At 46.4% G+C, this 18,778-nt stretch carries 12 protein-coding genes and 1 pseudogene; 3 read left to right on the top strand and 10 right to left on the bottom strand.

Annotation, left to right across the window (positions count from 1 at the left end; all coding sequences use genetic code 11):
* Nucleotides 1-59: 59 nt before the first annotated feature.
* Nucleotides 60-629, bottom strand: a complete 570-nt coding sequence (locus tag RH949_RS13745) for a DUF3611 family protein (protein ID WP_006101463.1) — start codon at nucleotides 627-629, stop codon at nucleotides 60-62.
* 272 nt (nucleotides 630-901) lie between these two features.
* On the opposite strand from RH949_RS13745, the gene RH949_RS13740 reads away from it, so the two are divergent.
* The 3 genes from RH949_RS13740 (at nucleotide 902) to RH949_RS13730 (ending at nucleotide 3,089) form a co-directional block, all read left to right on the top strand.
* Entirely contained in the window at nucleotides 902-1,363 is a 462-nt protein-coding gene (locus tag RH949_RS13740) for a hypothetical protein (protein ID WP_006101567.1), read from the top strand.
* Between the two features lie 491 nt (nucleotides 1,364-1,854).
* On the top strand, nucleotides 1,855-2,208 hold the full coding sequence (locus tag RH949_RS13735) for a PadR family transcriptional regulator (RefSeq protein WP_044207592.1): 354 nt from the start codon (nucleotides 1,855-1,857) through the stop codon (nucleotides 2,206-2,208).
* Between the two features lie 335 nt (nucleotides 2,209-2,543).
* A complete protein-coding gene (locus RH949_RS13730) occupies nucleotides 2,544-3,089 on the top strand; it encodes a cofactor assembly of complex C subunit B (protein ID WP_446353815.1) in 546 nt (181 codons plus the stop codon).
* Nucleotides 3,090-3,255: 166 nt separating this feature from the next.
* Here the strand turns inward: RH949_RS13730 and RH949_RS13725 are convergent, their stop codons facing one another.
* The 9 genes and pseudogenes from RH949_RS13725 to RH949_RS13685 form a co-directional block, all read right to left on the bottom strand.
* Nucleotides 3,256-4,914 carry an ABC1 kinase family protein gene (locus RH949_RS13725; RefSeq protein WP_446353813.1) on the bottom strand — a complete coding sequence of 553 codons (1,659 nt, stop codon included), beginning with the start codon at nucleotides 4,912-4,914 and terminating at the stop codon, nucleotides 3,256-3,258.
* A gap of 310 nt (nucleotides 4,915-5,224) precedes the next feature.
* Nucleotides 5,225-5,791 (bottom strand): annotated as a pseudogene (locus RH949_RS13720) (AvaI/BsoBI family type II restriction endonuclease); the annotation flags it as partial.
* Entirely contained in the window at nucleotides 5,791-7,191 is a 1,401-nt protein-coding gene (locus RH949_RS13715; RefSeq protein WP_006101338.1) for a DNA methyltransferase, read from the bottom strand. The gene RH949_RS13715 and the pseudogene RH949_RS13720, both read right to left, overlap by 1 nt.
* Before the next feature lie 195 nt (nucleotides 7,192-7,386).
* Complete coding sequence (locus RH949_RS13710) at nucleotides 7,387-8,970, bottom strand: B12-binding domain-containing radical SAM protein (protein WP_446353811.1); 1,584 nt, start codon at nucleotides 8,968-8,970, stop codon at nucleotides 7,387-7,389.
* Entirely contained in the window at nucleotides 8,918-9,118 is a 201-nt protein-coding gene (locus tag RH949_RS13705; protein WP_446353809.1) for a hypothetical protein, read from the bottom strand. The genes RH949_RS13710 and RH949_RS13705 overlap by 53 nt, the downstream gene beginning before the upstream one ends.
* Entirely contained in the window at nucleotides 9,115-10,650 is a 1,536-nt protein-coding gene (locus RH949_RS13700) for a DUF4335 domain-containing protein (RefSeq protein WP_446353807.1), read from the bottom strand. The genes RH949_RS13705 and RH949_RS13700 overlap by 4 nt, the downstream gene beginning before the upstream one ends.
* Nucleotides 10,651-10,750: 100 nt before the next feature.
* On the bottom strand, nucleotides 10,751-11,341 hold the full coding sequence (locus RH949_RS13695) for a DUF3038 domain-containing protein (protein WP_446353805.1): 591 nt from the start codon (nucleotides 11,339-11,341) through the stop codon (nucleotides 10,751-10,753).
* A 220-nt stretch (nucleotides 11,342-11,561) separates the two neighbouring features.
* Nucleotides 11,562-15,569 (bottom strand): TIR domain-containing protein, encoded by a 4,008-nt coding sequence (locus RH949_RS13690; RefSeq protein ID WP_446353803.1) that lies wholly within the window; start codon nucleotides 15,567-15,569, stop codon nucleotides 11,562-11,564.
* A gap of 643 nt (nucleotides 15,570-16,212) precedes the next feature.
* A complete protein-coding gene (locus RH949_RS13685) occupies nucleotides 16,213-18,678 on the bottom strand; it encodes an endonuclease MutS2 (protein WP_446353801.1) in 2,466 nt (821 codons plus the stop codon).
* Nucleotides 18,679-18,778: the final 100 nt, after the last annotated feature.

Genomic DNA, 18,778 nt, shown 5'->3' with positions numbered 1-18,778 from the left:
GGATACTGGGCAAAAAGGACAAATTGACGAATGACGAATGACGAATGACGAATGACAAATCACCGATTAATCCGATTGAACAGCCAAATGGCAATAGCGATACCCGCAAAATGAGCCGTAATGGTGTTGATATTCGCCTGTACCAAGAATAAGTCTAAGGGTCGCACGAATCGATTGGCGTCATACACTGTCAAACCAGAGGGTTGGGAAATCGAGCGGATCACAATGCTGCCGATGATGGCTTGGGCACCCACAATCGTCAATAACATGCCCGCCATATTGACGATTAATCCTAGCCTAATGGTTTTAAGGGTATCGGCTTTGCTGGGTCGTGTTTCTGTATTGCCAACGAGTAACTGTTGGGAAATGCGAGTATAGCGCCATGCGATGTAGACACCCACACCTAACGTGACTAACCCACAAATAGCTAAAAATATGCCAAACCCAACACCTTGTTTCTCGTCTGTCGGTCCAATGGTACGACCCGCGATTCCGGTGAGCAAGATCCCCAGCGACACAACTCCGAGGACTAATTGTATCCACAAAGCAATTCTGCCAAAGGTACGCAGCACCAAGGCGATGCGCTGGAGGGGGGTGGGTAGTGAGGACGTATCGGGCAATTCTCGCATTGGGACTCGAATCCGTGAGTGACACCTATTTCATATTTAACCAGGAGAACTAGAAAACTGTTGTTTGTGCAAGCCAAACGCTAACTCCGACGAATCTTTGCCACTCATTATAAATTTTCATAATTTATCATTTATGTTTGATAATCTTTAGCTTATTCCTCAGTGAACTTTTAATGGGGATTGTGCGTCTGTTAGGTCAGGTATAAAGCCAAAGCCAAGCTTTAGCCCTACGGTGGGAACCTGATCGTCACGTTAGCTCATGGAGGAAGCGTATGGAACCGAATTGGAAACAACGTTTATCCTACGCTATCTATGCCATCGCTTTAGTCTGGAGTTTGTCGTTGTACAAAAATCAGGTCAGCACGAATCCCCTATCTGCAGCTCAACAACACTGGCAGGCGATCGCAACAGCTAATCCTGATCTGTTAATCTATGGCTACAGTGATCATGCCGTTCTTAAGCGCTCCTACAATGTACCTGATGTGAATGAGACCTATCAGGGGTTCTCCATCTACTCAGCTTGGCAGGACTTTTTCCGCCAGTATGATATCAAAGACTTTCAGGTACTGGAGCAACAACGACGCGATCGCACGGTTAAAGCTCAAATTCAGATCACCGCCAAATCTGATCAGGGACTGATGGTGGTTTGGTCAATGTCTTACCAGGCTGACTTCGATCAAACAGGTAAGATTATTAAAGAAGTTTGGCAGACGAATCCAGAACTGGGTGTTTAACTAACGTTTTCCAGACCCCTCCGGAAATAGGGTAGCATCTCCAAGTCGTGACCAATAGACGGTCTGAAACCCCCTTAGGGAAAACGTTAAGGAATTGAAAACAAAATATTGCGGACTATTGCTCAATAAGCTAGTAGAAATTATTAATACTAGCAATGCGATCACGCACTCAGGTTGCACACTAAGGGGACGATTTTCCCTGGATCTGGACTTGGAAGCCTCGATGTTTTTGGAAAAATACTCCATGACTTAGCTAAAATTGATGGAGATTATTCAGTGCTGTTGCATCTGCCGTAACCAAACTAACGAGTGCATTAGACGACCTCAATACTTTGAGGTTATAAAGTACCAGAGGAATGAGCAAGCCGAGATTGCTCATTGCTGATCGATACATTGCACCGAACTTTTTCAGGGTGTTGAAACCATGGTTAGTTTTAGGAAAACTATCCCATGCAAATCTGACTTACTGGGATATTCAGCGGACTATGCAGATGAAATTTGAGGATATCTATCAGTTTTTTCAAGACCCTCCTCCCAACTATCTCAACAAGGAATTAGCCGTATGTTATGTGTTGTCTGTCCTCATAGAAGGGGAATCCTATGGCACTCACTTGATCCAACAACTCGAACACGAATACCCAACCTATCGACTGTCTGATACAGTTCTTTACAGTGCCCTCAAGTTTCTGGAAGAAGCTGGGGCAATTACTGGGTATTGGAAAAAAGTGGAAGGACGAGGACGCCCCCGTCGTATGTATCAGATCTCTAGCGATTGGCGGGATAAAGCCCGCGAACTAGCAGGGTTTTGGCGTAGGTATATTACTCAGGAGAAACAAGCAATATAGCACATTTCGGCAGAATTACACCATCAGTGACCACCCAAACCAACTCAAGTCCGGTGCAAACACGGGTTTGTCGGGAAAACTGATGGTCTGCTTCTGCCGTCATGGATTGGGTTTCTGGCGTTTAGGAGTTATCATTGTCAATGACAGAGATAGCTGTTGATCCTTTTATGGCTCAACGGTTGAATCATCATTGGTTCACCTTAGTATGAATGGCAGAAAAAATAAAGTACCAGTAAGGGAAGCTGTATTGATTTCAGCCACACTGCATAGGTACATAATTAAACAGCTAGTTCCTAAGGTGGTTAGCTAAGAATATCTGTTGTTGGTCAATATCTGTGAGTACACCCATTCTGTCTTCCACATTCCTGCTGACTCTATTGTTAGCAGCAGGTTTGTTCTTTTTCATCCGTGCTTCGGTTAAAGACCGAACTCAAAAAGTTCAACTCATTGCCCAAGAACCTGAATCTTCTCTGCTAGAACGATTGCAGAACTATTTTGATCAAAGGGCATACCGGGTAGCTGCTGTTGACCCAGCTACGGGTCAAGTGACATTTCAGGGTTTTGTCCGACCCAGTTGGTTTCTAGCTATCTTTTTAACGGCACTTGCTGCCTGCGGTATTCTTTGTCTATCATTAGTTCTCTCTGTACTCTACCCAGACCTATCCCAGGTTTTCCTTGGGTTAGTTTTTCTGGCTCCTGTGGCTGGCATTTTTTACTGGAAAGGTGCGGGACGCGATGAACAGGTGTTCCTAAAAGTTGAACCTTTGCCGAATCCACAAACGGATATGCAAAGCTTAGTTACTGTTATCGCCCATCGCGATGAACTTGCCCAACTCCAACAAGCCTTGAAACTTCAACCCTCTTCGGAGGCGGGGGATTAAGGGAAGCTGGGGGAGTTATCAGTGATCAGTGATCAGTGATCAGTGATCACTGATCAGTGATCAGTGATCAGTGATCAGTTATCAGGAGCAGGGGGAGCAGGGGGAGAAATTTTCTATAGCTTATTACTCTTTGTCTATTCCCTGTTGACTGTTAACTGTTAACTGTTCACTTCAATCGTCCTGACTTGAGGATGCTGACAATTAACCACAACCCTAAAAAACTGGCAACACCGAACAGGATATTACTTATTAGCGAAAGCTGACTCGTTCGCGCTCCTGTCGAGATAATCGCTGCGCCCATAATCAAAGAACCCACCAAAATACTAAATGAAAGCCGATTGGCTGAATCATCAAGACTGCGGCGCAGAGGGTCAATATCTCGAATTGTAATATTCCACTTTAAAGTTTCTGACGTTATTCGGTCAAGCAGTAACTCCATCTGGCGGGGAGATTGAAGCGAGAGACTTTTAATATCCAGAGCGGTTCTGAGAAAGGTTTGCAAGGGATTTGAACCCAAAAGCTGACGCCGAAATAAATCGGTCATCAGGGGTTTGATTTCGTCGAGGAGATTCACCTCTGGATTAAAAGTACGAGCCACCCCTTCTAGGTTGGCGAGACACTTGGAGTATAATCCCATATTGCTGGGTAAGCGGACTCGGTTATTTCGGGCAAGTTCCAAGATTTCATAAAAGATCTCACTGAAGTTGATTTGTGAGATGCTGAGGTTGTAGTATTTTCTCAACATGCGATCGTAGTCATTTTCCAACCGTGATAAGATAACGGGTTGACCTGACTCAGATAGTTGCAGCGTTAACTGGGCGCAGCGTTGAGCATCTAAATCCACGATCGCGAGTAACATTTCGGTTAAAATTTGTTGGGTACGTGGGTCTAAACGCCCAACCATTCCGCAGTCCAAAAGCGCCACGCGACCATCCTGGAGGTAGAATAAGTTGCCCGGATGAGGATCAGCATGGAAAAAACCATCCACATAGAGTTGCTGAAAAAAAGCACGAAATAACAGCGTAGTAATTGCTTTGCGCTGTTCCTTCTCAGTTTTGCTATCCGCGCCATTTTGCTCTACCGGAAACTGGGCTTCGAGAATGGGTTTACCCTCTAACCATTCCATCACCATCAGTTTCTCCGTCGTCAATTCCCAATAAATAGCGGGAACCATGATTTGCGTTGGGTCAAACCAGCGACTTCTGGAAAGATTGCGCCGTAATTGGTCAGTATAGCTGGCTTCTTTGGTAAAATCGAGTTCGGCTTCCAGGGCGTTGGCAAACTCCTCCGCCAAAGCCACCACATCATAGTCTTGTCCAAAATCGGTGCGCGAGACTAAATCGGCTAAACTTTTAATTATCGCGATATCCTGAGGAACAACCTTATCAATTCCTGGACGCTGAACTTTCAGCGCTACCTCCTGACCATTTTTTAAGGTAGCTCGATGGGTTTGGGCAATAGAACCAGCAGCAACGGCTCTGGGATCAATTTTGGCAAAGGTTTCTTCTAAGGGTTGTCGTAGTTGTTTTCGCAGCAACACTTCAACCTCACTCCACGCCACAGGGGGTACTCTAGCTTGGAGTTCCGAGAGAGCATTAATGTAATCGGCGGGTAACAAATCGGGACGAGTACTCAGCAACTGTCCCAGCTTCACATAAACCGGTCCCAATTCTGTTAGCACGTTACGCAGCACCTCTGGGGGAGGCAATTGTGGTTTGTCAGCCTTGCTACCCGTCAGCAGTCTTCGCATGTACTCCCAACCATTGCGGAAGACGACTTCTAGAATTTCGCGTTGTCGTGAGCTGTTTTGAGTTAAGGAGAACATAGTTTATACCGATAGGCTTGGAACAGAGGTTAGTCTAGGAGTCAGGTCAGTGGTACTCTAATCCCTCAACTGAAGGATACTGTATTTAATATAAGAAATAATTTAATCATTGCAGGAGTTTCGCTATCTGGCAATCCGTCTACTGGATTAAGTTGGGAATAGTAGGTTGGGTAGAGTGTAAGCGTTACCCAACAAAATCTTTTATGAGTTGGGTTTTTTTCTCAGATTTCAAAAGAAGGTATGCGGTTTTAGTCCATGAGTCATAAATGCTTGATTGATGCGCTGTAGTGTTGAACGAGCTGTTTTGCTCATTACTTTTCCAGCTTAGTCCTTTTAAGTGCAATTCAATATCTGAGTCTTCATCAGTCATTGACGCCCACCGATTCATGCTTGAATGCAGCCATTGATAAGATTTACCTGCAACTGTCAAAGTAGATAGCAGCATTCGTGTTAACTTACGTTGTGCTAAGACTCCACCAACATTTCGCATTGAACCGCCTAGGGTATCTCCTCGTATGAGCAGAAATCGAAAGACTAATTCTTCAATGAACTTTGCGCCTGCTGGCTCAAGAAAATTTTCAATCAATCCCCGAATCGCTGCTATTTTATCGTGAATATCTAGATATCTCGCTGCTTTATCCGAAACCCCTGCTGCTGTTAATAGGGCTGGTTGTATGTCCTCAAGATCAACCAATTCCATAGGGGTTTTGATTCTAGATGCAGCCGCTTTTAAAACTCTTGCTTGCTCAACAAACGGTGTAGCACGTCTATTCTTCTCTAAAGCTAAAGCGACAAAACCGGCTCTTACTGCTGCATAAGGAGTCACTAAATCATTACTGGCATTCAAATGCTGATAATAGGGCTTATCCGTTGTCATCAGCGTTTTCTCCACACATAAATACATTTCCGCAACGGTTCTCGCCCATGAGCGCCCATTTGTTGACTACTATTACCTTTACCATTGGGTAACACGAGGATAGTTTCCACAAAAAAGCCCAATTTTTCGGCTAAGTCTGAAAGAATAAGATCTACGGAAATACTCGCTCCAGCATAACGAACATTATCATTTACCATGATCAAGGGAGCATTGGATTGCAACACTCGCGCACATTCAGCGATTGTACAAGCCATTTCATAGAAGTAACCGCGAACCATACGCGGAATTCCTTTGTTATTTAAAATCCCTTGGGCTTTCTGGTTATCTAAATAGTTCAGGATAGCTTGTAATAATTCCTGTTGATCCGCCGCCGCGATCGCGGATTTCCAGTGAGGGTTTATCTGAAGTAAATCTTTGGGGCGATTTTCCACAGTACAACTTAGCATTTGTTGCCTTAAGTTGACTAATTCTTGCTGATTGATTCCCAACAATGCTAATTCTAAGGCATAGGTTCTGGTATAATCATAGCGATTACAATAGGGCGGTGATGTGACAATGGCATGGTAGGAACTATCCGGTAAGGTTGGCATTAAATCTAGACACGAACCCTTATCAAGCTTAATCTCACCTCGTTTCTGTTCTACCGAAAAAAGTTCAAGCTGTTCATGTTGAGGCTGCAAGTCAGCCACAATTTGATCAAGTTTACTGCAAATTGCTTCAGCAAAACTGAGAATTTTTCCTTTATTAAAAACCTTCTTTCCGGCTTTTCGGTTTGAGCGATAATCCCAGCGCAAATATTGACCATCCTTGCGCGTGTAACTCACGGATTCTAAAATACAAAGTAAGGCAAAGCGTAAAATAGCCTGAACTCGTTTATTCTCACCTTGCCATGCGCTCATGTATTGTTCAATCGCGTTTCGAGTTGCTTCGGGATAAGCTCCTTTAGTAATTCGTAGTTCGGGAAGAGAACAAATATTCTTAACGTTTTCCCAAGGTCGTGTCGTTGACCAATGGGTTAAAATAGCGATATCATCAGTGGTAATTTCTGAGGCTAATAGTTTCCGAATTGTAATGATTTCCTGACCAATCGGCAGTAATTCAATGCCTTGGGCATTGATGCCTATTTCACTCGCGACAAATAGGGCTGTACCACTCCCAGCGAATGGATCTAATATTGTACTGTTAGTAATCCCATAACGCTGCAATAGATAGTCCACTAAAGCAGCAGAAAACGCTTCTTTATATTTGTACCAACGATATATGGCGCGAGTTTTATTGGCTTGATAACTAACCAATGAACGATTAAGCTGATCATCGACAATTAACTTGCCATCGAAGTGTTTTAATAATTTAGAGTCTAGGTGTTCAATTTCACCTAAGCTGGGTTGAACTGATACCATTTGCACTATGTACGGGTAAGCAAATTTTCATGTATAGAATTACGGGGATACTTTAGGACATCAGTTGCTCCCCTCTCCCCCGCATGGGAGAGGGGCTGGGGGTGAGGGGTTTAGTTGACACCAATGACAGACGTGCGCCCGATTCAATCGCCAAATCTAATCTACAATTTTAGCTATACCACGCCAGTAATTAATCTAGCTGACTAATTCTTTTTGTTTCACTTCAGCAGAAAGCTTGGCTTTTTCGGCTAAATACTCCGCTAATTGTGCTTCAATATTATCCCGAACAATTTGACGGTACTCCAGAAAATGTTCTAGATGAGCGCAATTGACGATATAACGCTCAAAAATGCGGGGATTTTTCCGCAAAATCGAGAATAATTGACGCCAAAACTGGAACCGAGTGTAACGCTTGACTCCCTGTCGCCACATAATAATTAATAGCGCCCGCAGAGTCATCCAGTCTGGTATCTTAAATTTACGTTTATGCGGCGTGGGTTGCATCTGGAGGAAATGGCGATGCACTCGCCCCAAATAGCGGTGCGGTTCGTACAATTCCCAGAAACAACTGACATATTCGCGAGCGAGTTCTTCTACAGGACGAGTGGGGATAAAATTAATTAGGGTTCCTTGGTGAATATTGGCTTCCTTATCTTCTTCTAACAGACGCTCCTCTCGCTTGAGTCGATGCCATAAAGCTGTATTGGGCAGAGCCTGAAGCATACTCACCATAGCTTGAGGAATGGCTGTGGCTTCTACAAACTCGATGATGCGATCGCCTGCTCCGGGTTTTTCCCCATCAAAGCCAATAATAAAGCCTGCCATCACCCGCAGTCCAGTCTTATTTATTGTTTGTACGGCTTCCATCAGGGAGTTGCGAGTATTCTGGAATTTTTGAGTCAGGGATAAACTCTCCGTATCCGGTGTTTCAATTCCCAAAAACACACCCGTAAAGTTAGCCGCTATCATCAGATTCAGCAATTCCTGATCCTGTGCCAAATCGACGGAAGCTTCTGTGCTTAAGCGGAACGGATAGCCGCGTTCCGCCATCCAGGGACCCATTTCTCGCAGTAATAGCTTGACGTTCCGCTTATTGCCAATAAAATTATCATCCACTAGGAAAATCGAACGCCGCCACCCCAAGTCATAGAGTCGTTGTAATTCGGCGAGTAGTTGTTCTGGGCTTTTCGTGCGCGGCTTGCGCCCATACAGGACAATAATGTCACAAAACTCACACTGAAACGGACAGCCTCTAGAAAACTGTACCGACATATCACTGTAGTCACTTAAATTCAGTAAGTCATAGCGAGGAATCGGGGTATTGGTGACATCCGGCTTTTCTCCATCAGAACGGAGTACACCAGAGGTTTCTCCTCGTTCTAGCGCTTCGACAAATTTGGGTAAGGTAATTTCTCCCTCATCCAAAATTAGAAAATCGACCCCCGCTTGTAATGCTGTCTCGGGTACAGAGGTAAAATAGGGACCTCCGGCTGCAACTGTCTTCCCGCGCCGCTTGGCTTCACGAATGATGTGCAGCAAATCAGGTTTCTGCACAATCATCCCGGAGACAATGACTAAATCTGCCCAATCCCAATCGGCTTGAGTTTCTAACCTTGCATTCCGGTCTACCAAACGAAATTCCCACGTCTGAGGCAAGATCGCTGCCACTGTAATCATACCCAAGGGTGGCAGAGTTACCTTGCGTCCAACCAGTTCGATGGCTTTGTCAAAAGACCAGAAGGATTTGGGAAACTGGGGATAGAGGAGTAAAACGCGCATTGTAGTTTAGGTAGTGGGCAATGGGAATCAGGGAATTCTCCGGTTTAGGGTCTTCCACTTCCCAATTCCCAATAGTATACGCCTTGATGGGCGATCGCGATTCTTCCGGTGGGGGTAAAGTTGGTTTTCCCCCAATCCATTCTTTCATTGCATCTCCTCCAAAAATGTCTCAACTTGACCATCCGGATTCAGGACAACCCGAATTGTGGGATTCTTGTCTCCTTGAATGGGTGAAACAAAGGGTTTACCTACTAACGGAATACCAGTTTTTTCAATGTGAACTTGTGAGGCTTGTCCCAGAGGAATAATCCGTTCAATGGAACCATCTGGCGCAATAAATAGCTGATACTCTAGCACTTTTGTCAAGTCCTCTGGCGGTTGCCATCGCTGTTGCAGATAGTTTCTCGCCTGTGCGACTTGGGGAATCGTATCAAAGAGTCTACCTGTGGCTGCATCATTATTACCCAACGTGTTTGGCTCTGTATCTGTTGAGGGAGAAGGACGACGGGTGATAACGGGCAGACGATTTGTCGATTCTGGGCGTTCAGGTGTAGCCGGAGTGACATCGAGAGGAGGAAATATGGGTAGAGGTGGGGGTGTTGTTTGCGCTTGAGGACGAGATGAACCTTGGGTAGTGCTAGGAGGCGGCGCTGGAGGGCGACTAGGCTGGGTAGGGAGTGAAGTTGACGGAGAGGCTGGTGTACTTGGCGCAGGTTGAGCCGGAGGGCGCTGGGGTGCGGGTGCGGGTGACGAACTCCGAGTTGATGGTGCTGGGGGTTTAACGGGTTTGGGGGGAGGTACTGTGGGCGCGTTGGCTAACGAGGGTGGTACCGTTGGCGTCGGAATTGGCGAAGGTGGCGAAGGTAAGGGGGATGGTGTTGGTGTGGGCAGTTCTTGAGCCAGGTTGGAGGGAACTTCTTCGGCTGAATCTGAGGCTGAACTGAGGCTTGCGGTTTCCTGAGTTAATTGGGATTGATTGAACCATCTCACACCCGCCGTCGTTACTCCTACGGCTAACACAACGGCGGCGGCGGCTTTTGTCCACAGGGGTAAAACTTTGGCTTTACCAGCGCGATTCAGATTGGGTAAGGCTAAAATTTCTGCGACATAATCATCTAAAGCGGTGGCTAAGTCGAACAGTTGGAGGACACTTAAGTAAACAACTGATCCAGAGTCTTCGTTTGCGAGTTGACCCAGAATTAATTCATGGGTGACTAACCCTTTGGGTTGTAGCGTAATACCTAATGGAATTGCCCACTGTTTTAAAGGTTGTAATTTTGTGGATGGTAGCTTCGACTCTTGATTGTCTTGGGGTTGATCAGAGGTAACTAATGAAATAGGAGAGGCGGGTTCTGGGATATTAGATTCAAATTCACTTGGATTATCAGGTTGTACAGAAGAGGTTAGATTAGTCCAGGATAAGGGTTGGGGAGAGGTGTTGAGGAAGTTTTGGACGTAGTGACTTACTGCCTCATATAAGACATCCAGTTCTGTGCGATCGCCTTTTATCGTCACTAGCTTTTCGTCAGGCTGTCGCGGATCATCAAAATGTAATTCAAACCGTAAGTCTTTAACAACAGACTTCCCCACCCAACGCGACAGGGGTGACGTTTTTGCCACGATTTCCAGAGTGCAGGTGGGTGGCGTATAGCGGCGTAGAACTGAGCTAGATAAGGGCATAGTAATTGGTCATTTGTCAAATAATTCTTGCCATTAAAGAAAGGGCGGGTTTTGCAGCCAAGCTAAGGAGAGCGATAAATATTAGTCCCTAAACCCGCCCCTACGCAGACGCTGAACCCAATAAGGCTAACCAGAGACGCCGATGACCATGAGAATCACTGTAGAAGAGTAAATCAATGAGTAATTTGAATGCCAGTTGATTGAGTACATCCATGGATACCTCGTCTCCTTGCTCCATCCGTTCCTGATAGGTGTTAATAAATGTATCCAGATAATCGCCTAACAAAGCAGTACGATGGGGCTCACTATTTTGTTCGGTCATTTGTTCTAATAGGGTTACAGCCCGACGGATGAGTTCCTGATGCTGTTTAGCTAAATGGCAAATAATCAAAACCAGCGATCGCGCTTCTTCCACATCCAACTTTTTGCGCCCCCCGGAACTTTTACGCTGGGGGTTAGACTGACGCAGACGCCATAACCCGACGCGATCGGACACCACTGACTCTAAATTCAAGTCAGCCGCCGCTTGCAGCATGGCTTCAGAACCAATCCCCGCCAAGGCTTCCAGCGCCAGCAAGATTAAATCTAACTGGGTTTTAATATTATCCAGTTGCAGAGAGTCTGGCGCTTGAGCCAAGGGCAAATCCTGCCAAGCGTGAGACGATGTTGGCGTCTTTAGGGTAGAGCGCATAACGTTAGAGTAAGAAATTTAATCAGGCGGGTGGATGTAGTTACGAATCTAGAAACACGACTTTTAGAGTGTACCCTAAGTTTCCTTGGCGCAGAATTGAGGAGCAGAATCCCCTTTTGAGGAGGCGATTGAAATCGCTGCTACACAAACAAAGTCCGCCTGCGCGGACTGGGTTATAACGGGAGTAGCTAACTCGGATACGGATTGGTAACTACCTTAACTATTTCTCAATTTCCTCCGGCGTGAAAGGATTCTTCCCTGCCTTGAGGGCATCAATCCAGCCTTGCCGTTTTTTTATATCCTCCTCATAAATCTCCGAATCAGCCCACTCTGCCCACTCTATAGATGCCTGAAAATCTTCAATCGCTCCTTGTTTATCCCCCGTCAGCGCCCTGGCAAGCCCACGATTATCCCGAAAGTATCCATTTTCAGGCGCAAGTGCTACAGCCTTTTCACAAGCATCCATAACTGTAGCCGCCTCTTGGTGCAGACTCCCATCCCAACAAAGGGTATTCCAAGATTCAGCAGAAATTTCCACGGTTGGATCTAACTTTTGTGCTTTATTGTAGGCAACCAGCGCTTCTTTGAACTTCTTCTCTTTAGCTAGCTTCTCGCCTTTGTTGACCAAACCCTCAGCCACCCACCATCCAAGTTGTTCTGAGGTGGGAATATTAATCTTGGGAGCTAATTTCTGGGCTTGTTGGAACTTAGTATTAGCGCCTTCTCTATCCCCCTCTCGTGCCATGGCTCGACCTTGGTTGACCAAAAATTGGGCATTTTCCGTTTGGTTCCAGACCGAGGTTTGACAGATTTTCCGAGCATTTTTAGCCCAGTTAAACTTTTCTGATTCCTCGTCAAGCAGCGTTTCCGGAGCGACGAAGATGGGATGATTGATTAAATTATTGCACGCCACCTTGAGCCAATCCTGCCAATTGCCACCGCGCCACAGGCGTATTGTTTCGTCACTACTGCCACTAACAATGGTTTGACCATCCGGGCTAAATGCCACTGAGATGACCTGAGCCTGATGTGTTTGAAAGGGTTGACCAATGGGGTTGCCTGCTGTGTCCCACAGGCGTATTGTCCCGTCAAAACTGCCACTGACAATGGTTTGACCATCCGGGCTAAATGCCACTGAGGTGACCGTATCCTGATGTCCTTGAAAGGGTTGACCAATGGGGTTGCCTTCTATGTCCCACAGGCGTATTGTTTTGTCATCACTGCCACTGACAATGGTTTTGCCATCCGGGCTAAATGCCACTGAGTTGACATCAGCCTGATGTCCTTTAAAGGGTTGACCAATGGGTTTGCCTGCTGTGCTCCACAGGCGTATTGTCCCGTCAAAACTGCCACTGACAATAGTTTGACCATCCGGGCTAAATGCCACTGAGGTGACATCAGCCTGATGTGCTCGAAAGGGTTTACCAAGGGGTTTGCCTGCTGTGTCCCGCAGACGTATTGTCCCGTCAAAACTGCTACTGACAATGGTTTTGCCATCCGGGCTAAATGCCACTGACATGACCCCATGCTGATGTGCTCGAAAGGGTTGACCAATGGGGTTGCCTGCTGTGTCCCACAGGCGTATTGTCCCGTCAACACTTCCACTGACAATGGTTTTGCCATCCCGGCTAAATGCCACTGAGTAGACCGTATTCTGATGTCCTTGAAAGGGTTGACCAATGGGGTTGCCTGCTGTGTCCCACAGGCGTATTGTACGGTCAACACTTCCACTGACAATGGTTTTGCCATCCCGGCTAAATGCCACTGAGGTGACCGTATCCTGATGTCCTTGAAAGGGTTGACCAATGGGGTTGCCTGCTGTGTCCCACAGGCGTATTGTTTTGTCAAAACTGCCACTGACAATGGTTTGACCATCCGGGCTAAATGCCACTGAGGTGACCCAATCCTGATGTCCTTGAAAGGGTGGACTAATGGGGTTGCCTGCTGTGTCCCACAGGCGTATTGTCCCGTCAGCACTGCCACTGACAATGGTTTGACCATCCGGGCTAAATGCTACTGAGATGACCTCAGCCTGATGTCCTCTGAGCTGATTCCGTTCTCTGACATTGCCGATGGCATCCCGTAAACTAGACTGCACTTGAGGGAGAACGTTCTTTGGTGTAAATAACCAGGATTGGCTCTTACCAGTTGCCTGAATTGCTAAAGTGAGTGCTTCTACTGGCTCAATGGGCATCAACAACTGAGCGCGAGCCGCATTCTCCCCCAGCTTCGCCAGAGTAGCAATCCTTTCCGCCCTCAACCAAAAAGCCGTCACTAGCCCGATTACACCAACAACTGCCCCGGTTAACACCAGCCGATTTCTACGCTTATGCCCGCCACTTTTGCCAATATATGCCTTCTGTAACTCCGTCGCGGTGGGCTGTTTCTTCTGCCCTTGAGTCTCCTGCAACCATGCCTGAGCGACTGCCAATTCACTCCCCCGCAACAGCAAGTCAGGATTCTTTCCTTTCTCCTGCCATTCAATCGCTCGTTGTGACCATTTGGTATGATGGTGTAAATGTTCTCGGTCAGTATCCAGGGTTCTGACTAATTGTCGAAAATTGACCTGAAACTCTTGCTGATTCTGATTAAAATCAATCCACTGCACTTTCCCTAACTCTGGATGCAGTTCATCTGAATTTACGGGCTGATGCAGCACGGTGACAAAGCGCTTATTCAAAGAAGCCGCATACTCCACCTCCGCCGCACAATAGGGTGAATTCACGGAACGAGGGGAGAGAATAAATAAGAAATTATCACAGGCTTTAATACCGCCATGAATCTCCTGAGCAAAATCCGCCCCCGATGCAATACTTTCCTGGTCAAACCACGTCCGTTTCCCCTGTAGTTGTAGTTCATCATTCAGTTTTCTGGCAAAATCGGCATCGGTACGGGAATAGGAAATAAATACATCTAGAGATATAGCTGGCGGTTGTCGTAAACTTTCATCAATAAACTCTTCAATTAACGGTGTTGGTGGATTCAGGGTTCTCTTGTTTGCCACTTTCAACCAGGTTTCTGCACTGCGTAAGTTATACCCCCGCAACAGAATGCTGGGATTCTCATGCTGCTGTTTCCACTTCAGGGCTTTAGTCAGTAATATTTTATGCTCGTTATAGTAAGCCGCATCCTGATGCACAATCTTCAACAGTTGGCTTTCATCCAGATAATAATCTTCTTCCTTTACATTGTCTGTCAGATCAATATACTGTAAATCCCGCAGCACTAACGGTATCTGTTCCGGTGGTGTTTCTCGCACTAACAAAGGAATAATCCGTTTATTCAGCGATACAGCATAGTCGAGTTCACGCTGAGCATAATCTGAATTTACTGAGTCAGGCGAGAGCAGATAAACCACATTATCTGCCTGTTCAATTCCTCGCTTAATTGCCTCCTCAAACACTTCTCCCGTTTGAATATCTGTCGTATTCGTCCAAACTGTAAGACTTTCCCGCCTCAAGCTATTGCGAATTGTCTCCATTGTTGTCCTATCCTCATCGGTGTAGGAGATAAACACCTGAGTCATCAAGTTATTGGCATTCTTGATACTTTCGGTAATATATTCGCAATGCAAATCAGTAGGGATACAAGGCGATTGCTCGTGTTTAAACCGTATGCTCAGCCAAGCTTCGGCTTGCTGTTTTTCTTCCCCAATAAGCAGGCACTTGGTTTGTTTTTGATTTCGTTCCCATTCTAGGGCTTGGACTAAAAACCGGGTATGCTTGTCTACATAATCCTGATGGGAGTGGAGTAAATTAATTAAATCGGCTAAGGATTTATCAAAATCGTTGATTCCGTCTTGGAAATACACCCAGTTGAGTTTACGAATTGTCGGGTGCATATTCTGATAGCTTTCATGTAATCCCTTTGCTTGATAAGCTTCCCATTCGGATTCTGTGCCATTGGGGTTTCTTTGCTGCCAGGTTTCCTGGCTAATTTCCATGACGTGTAACAGGGGAATAATCCGTTTATTCAGCTTAATTGCGAGTTCAATTTCCTTGAGACAATAGGGCGAATTTACGGAATGAGGGGCAATAATAAATAGGAAGTGACTGGCTTTTTCAATGCCATCATCAATTTGATTCTGGAAATCGACGGCTAAGGGTATATCATTGAAGTCAAACCAGACTTTAAATCCGGCTTCGTCTAAACGAGCTTGCAGTTGTTGGGCAAATGCCTTACTATCTGCGCGTCCGTAGGAGATGAAGGCATCGAATAATTGGGTCATTTTTTTGGGTCTAAATCGAGTAAATAATTAGGGGATTCTGAACAAGTCTTGTGGTGGGGAGAGGCAATAGGCAATAGGCAATAGTTTCACCCCCCTGTTAAGGGAAAATTCTGTGAAAAATTAAAGGTTGGCTGAGTCTTTAACCCACTGACATGATCTAGTTATAGCAAGTGGCTAGGCGTGTATTTACAACTCCCGTACCTGAAACTGAGTCCTGATGGAGTGTTTGTACAAACAAAGTGTAACTAGGGTCTGCTGAATAAGTCTTGTGGTGGGGTAGGGAGCAGGGGGAGCAATGATACATTTTCCCTGATAGCGGTGCAAGGGTATGAAAGGGTTTTACCTTATGTTCTTGAAAATGAGCCAATGTCCATGCTACTCAAAGCCTTGATAGATAAGGGTTTTGGAGTTGTGCAGCAAGCCATAACTAGACCAGCGCGAAGCGCGATAAAATGGCGAAATAGATTTGACCATTGAATTGGGCGCACGTCTGTGCGCCCCTACAGGTTTTGGGTATGAGGCAATTTATCAAATTAAGTGTGCCACGCCAATACGATGGTGATAATAGGGTACGGCAATGCCGTACCCCTACTGAGGGATAATTGATTGAGTAGAGATACGATACTATCGTGATCTGATCTAGCTATTTCAGGTAAGCTACTGTTACCCCTGATCCGCCTTCGGCTTGCTTGGCTAATTCAAACCGATCAACCAGGGGATGGCGTTCTAAGAATTCATGGACTCCAGCCCTTAATTTTCCAGTTCCTTTACCATGAATAATCCACAATACCCCAGAGGCGATCGCTTTGGAAATGGCTTGTTCTAACTCGACTTCAGCATCAGCAACACGCGATCCGCGTAAATCAATTGTATTTTTCTCGGTGCGAATCGGGGGAGTCGGTGGCGATGCGGCGGCGGGTGCTGGGGTGGATGCGGGTTTAGATTTGACGGGGATATGCGCCTTTTGACCCTCTAGGGATTCTATATCCGCTAAAGATACCGTCATCTTCATTAAGCCAAAACGCACGGTGAGTTCCCCATCTTCATCCGCAGGCGTCAAGACTTCCGCCGTTTGATTCAGGCGAGGGATGCGGATGCGATCGCCCACTTTGGGTTGAAAGGCGGGTTTTGCTTTAGCCGGGGGTTTGGGGATGTGACGCTGCTCAATTTCCTTTAGCGCATCGGTGGCTTTTTTGGCATTTTGAGCGATTTGGGGTCCCTGCTGCAATTTGCGAATCACCTGGGCAATTTCTGCTTTGGCTTGCACGATCGCCTCTTGTACCGCCTGTTCTTGGGATAGTTTCAATTCCCGTTCTCTCTCCTGCAAGAGTTTAGCTTTACTGGAGACTTCTTGATGCAAACGTTCGGTTTGTTGGAGGAGTTGGTTGGCTTCTTGGGCTTTGGTTTCCTGATCCCGTCGTTGGGCTTCGAGTCCAGAAATCACCTGGTTTACGTCTTCCGAACTACCCCCCACTAAGGTTTGGGCAAGGGATACCACATCTGATTTTAATCCTAACCGTTCGGCAATCGTTAACGCATTGGATCGACCCGGAATTCCCCAGAGTAGGCGATAGGTGGGGGAAAGGGTGACATCATTAAACTCAACCGAGGCGTTTTCAAATCGTTCATCTTGATATTTCAGTGCCTTAAGTTCACCATAGTGCGTCGTGGCTACAGTAAGCTGAGCATGATCCGCCAGATAGTTCAGGAGTGCGATCGCTAAGGCACTTCCTTCGGCTGGATCAGTTCCCGCACCAATTTCATCCAGTAAGACTAGGGCGGATGTAGGATGTGGGGTGTCTGGTTCCCGTTGTGCTAGATCATCTTCTTCCCCATCTGTAGAGACGTTGCATGCAACGTCTCTACAATTTTCTAATTCCTCTAAAATCCGACTAATCCGGCGAATATGACCGGAAAAGGTAGATAAACTTTGCTCTAAAGACTGTTCATCACCAATATCTGCCAGAATTTGCTCAAACCACGGCAGTTCTACGGGTTCTTTGGCGGGGACAAATAACCCCACTTTTGCCATGAGTGCGGCTAACCCTAATGTCTTTAAAGTAACGGTTTTACCGCCTGTATTCGGACCGGTAATCGCCACAACTTTTATATGGGGCTGAATCTGGATGGTAATGGGTACAACTGGGGCATCTTCTTCATGCTGATGCTGCCAGACTAGGAGGGGATGTCGTAGCTGGCGCAGGGTAATCGATTCTCGTTGATTCGGATCAATGAAGCGCGGCGGATTTGCCTGTAACCAGAGGCTATATCGGGCTTTGGCTGTGGCTAAATCTAACCGAGTGGCGACGGCTAATACCTGTTCGAGATCTAGCTTAACGGCGGCGACTTGTTCGGTTAACACCCGGCGCACGGCTTCGGCTTCGGCTTGTTCCCGACGTTGATAGGTTTTGAGTTGATTTCCCAACCCGACGATCGCATGAGGTTCGATGTACAGCGTAGCACCCGTACTGGAAGCGTCATGAACGATACCCGAAACCGAGTCTTTCTGGGGAGCTTTCACCGGGAGAACAAAGCGATCGCCCCGTTGGGTGATTAAGGGTTGCTGGAGAGCGCCGCCTTGACGCTGTACAATGTTTTGGAGCGTTTGATAGATGCGATCGCGTAGGGATTTACTGTGCTGTCGAATTTCTGCCAGTTTCGGACTCGCGCGATCGGTGACATCCCCGCGTTCGTCGATACAACGGTGAATTTCTTGTTCTAATTCCGGATAGGTACGGATATCAGCAACGAGTTGGTTGAGAACCGGGATATCCTCTTGATCGTCGATGAGACGCCGTAAACGCCGGACACCTGCTAGAGTTGTTGCGATCGCGAGTAAGTCTTCCCCGGATAATATCCCTTGTCGTTCAGCGCGTTCTAGCGCATCACCAATATCCTGAATCCCCTCAAACGTCCAGCCACTGGTTAACTGGCATTCAAGTTGATAGACTTCTTTTGTCTGCGCCAATAGATGCAGACTTTCTTTCAAAGTAGCGGGAGGATGGAGATGGCGAGACGCGATCGCGCCTAGTTTGGTGGCGGCGAAGGTTGCCAGATGTTGGCACAGGCGTTGCCATTCGAGTAGTTCTAACGTTTCAGATTGAATCAAAGCCCAATATTAAAGGTTACCCTTATGTTTATTATTAGACAATTTTCCAGCAGAGGCGAGTGAGCCTAACCGTACTCTATCGGAGAAATCCTGTGGAGTT

The sequence above is a fragment of the Coleofasciculus sp. A1-SPW-01 genome, from assembly GCF_040217205.1.
GTDB classification, from domain to species: domain Bacteria; phylum Cyanobacteriota; class Cyanobacteriia; order Cyanobacteriales; family Coleofasciculaceae; genus Coleofasciculus; species Coleofasciculus chthonoplastes_A.
Note: the sequence above shows the minus strand (reverse complement) of the source record. Positions and strands in the feature narration are given on the sequence as shown.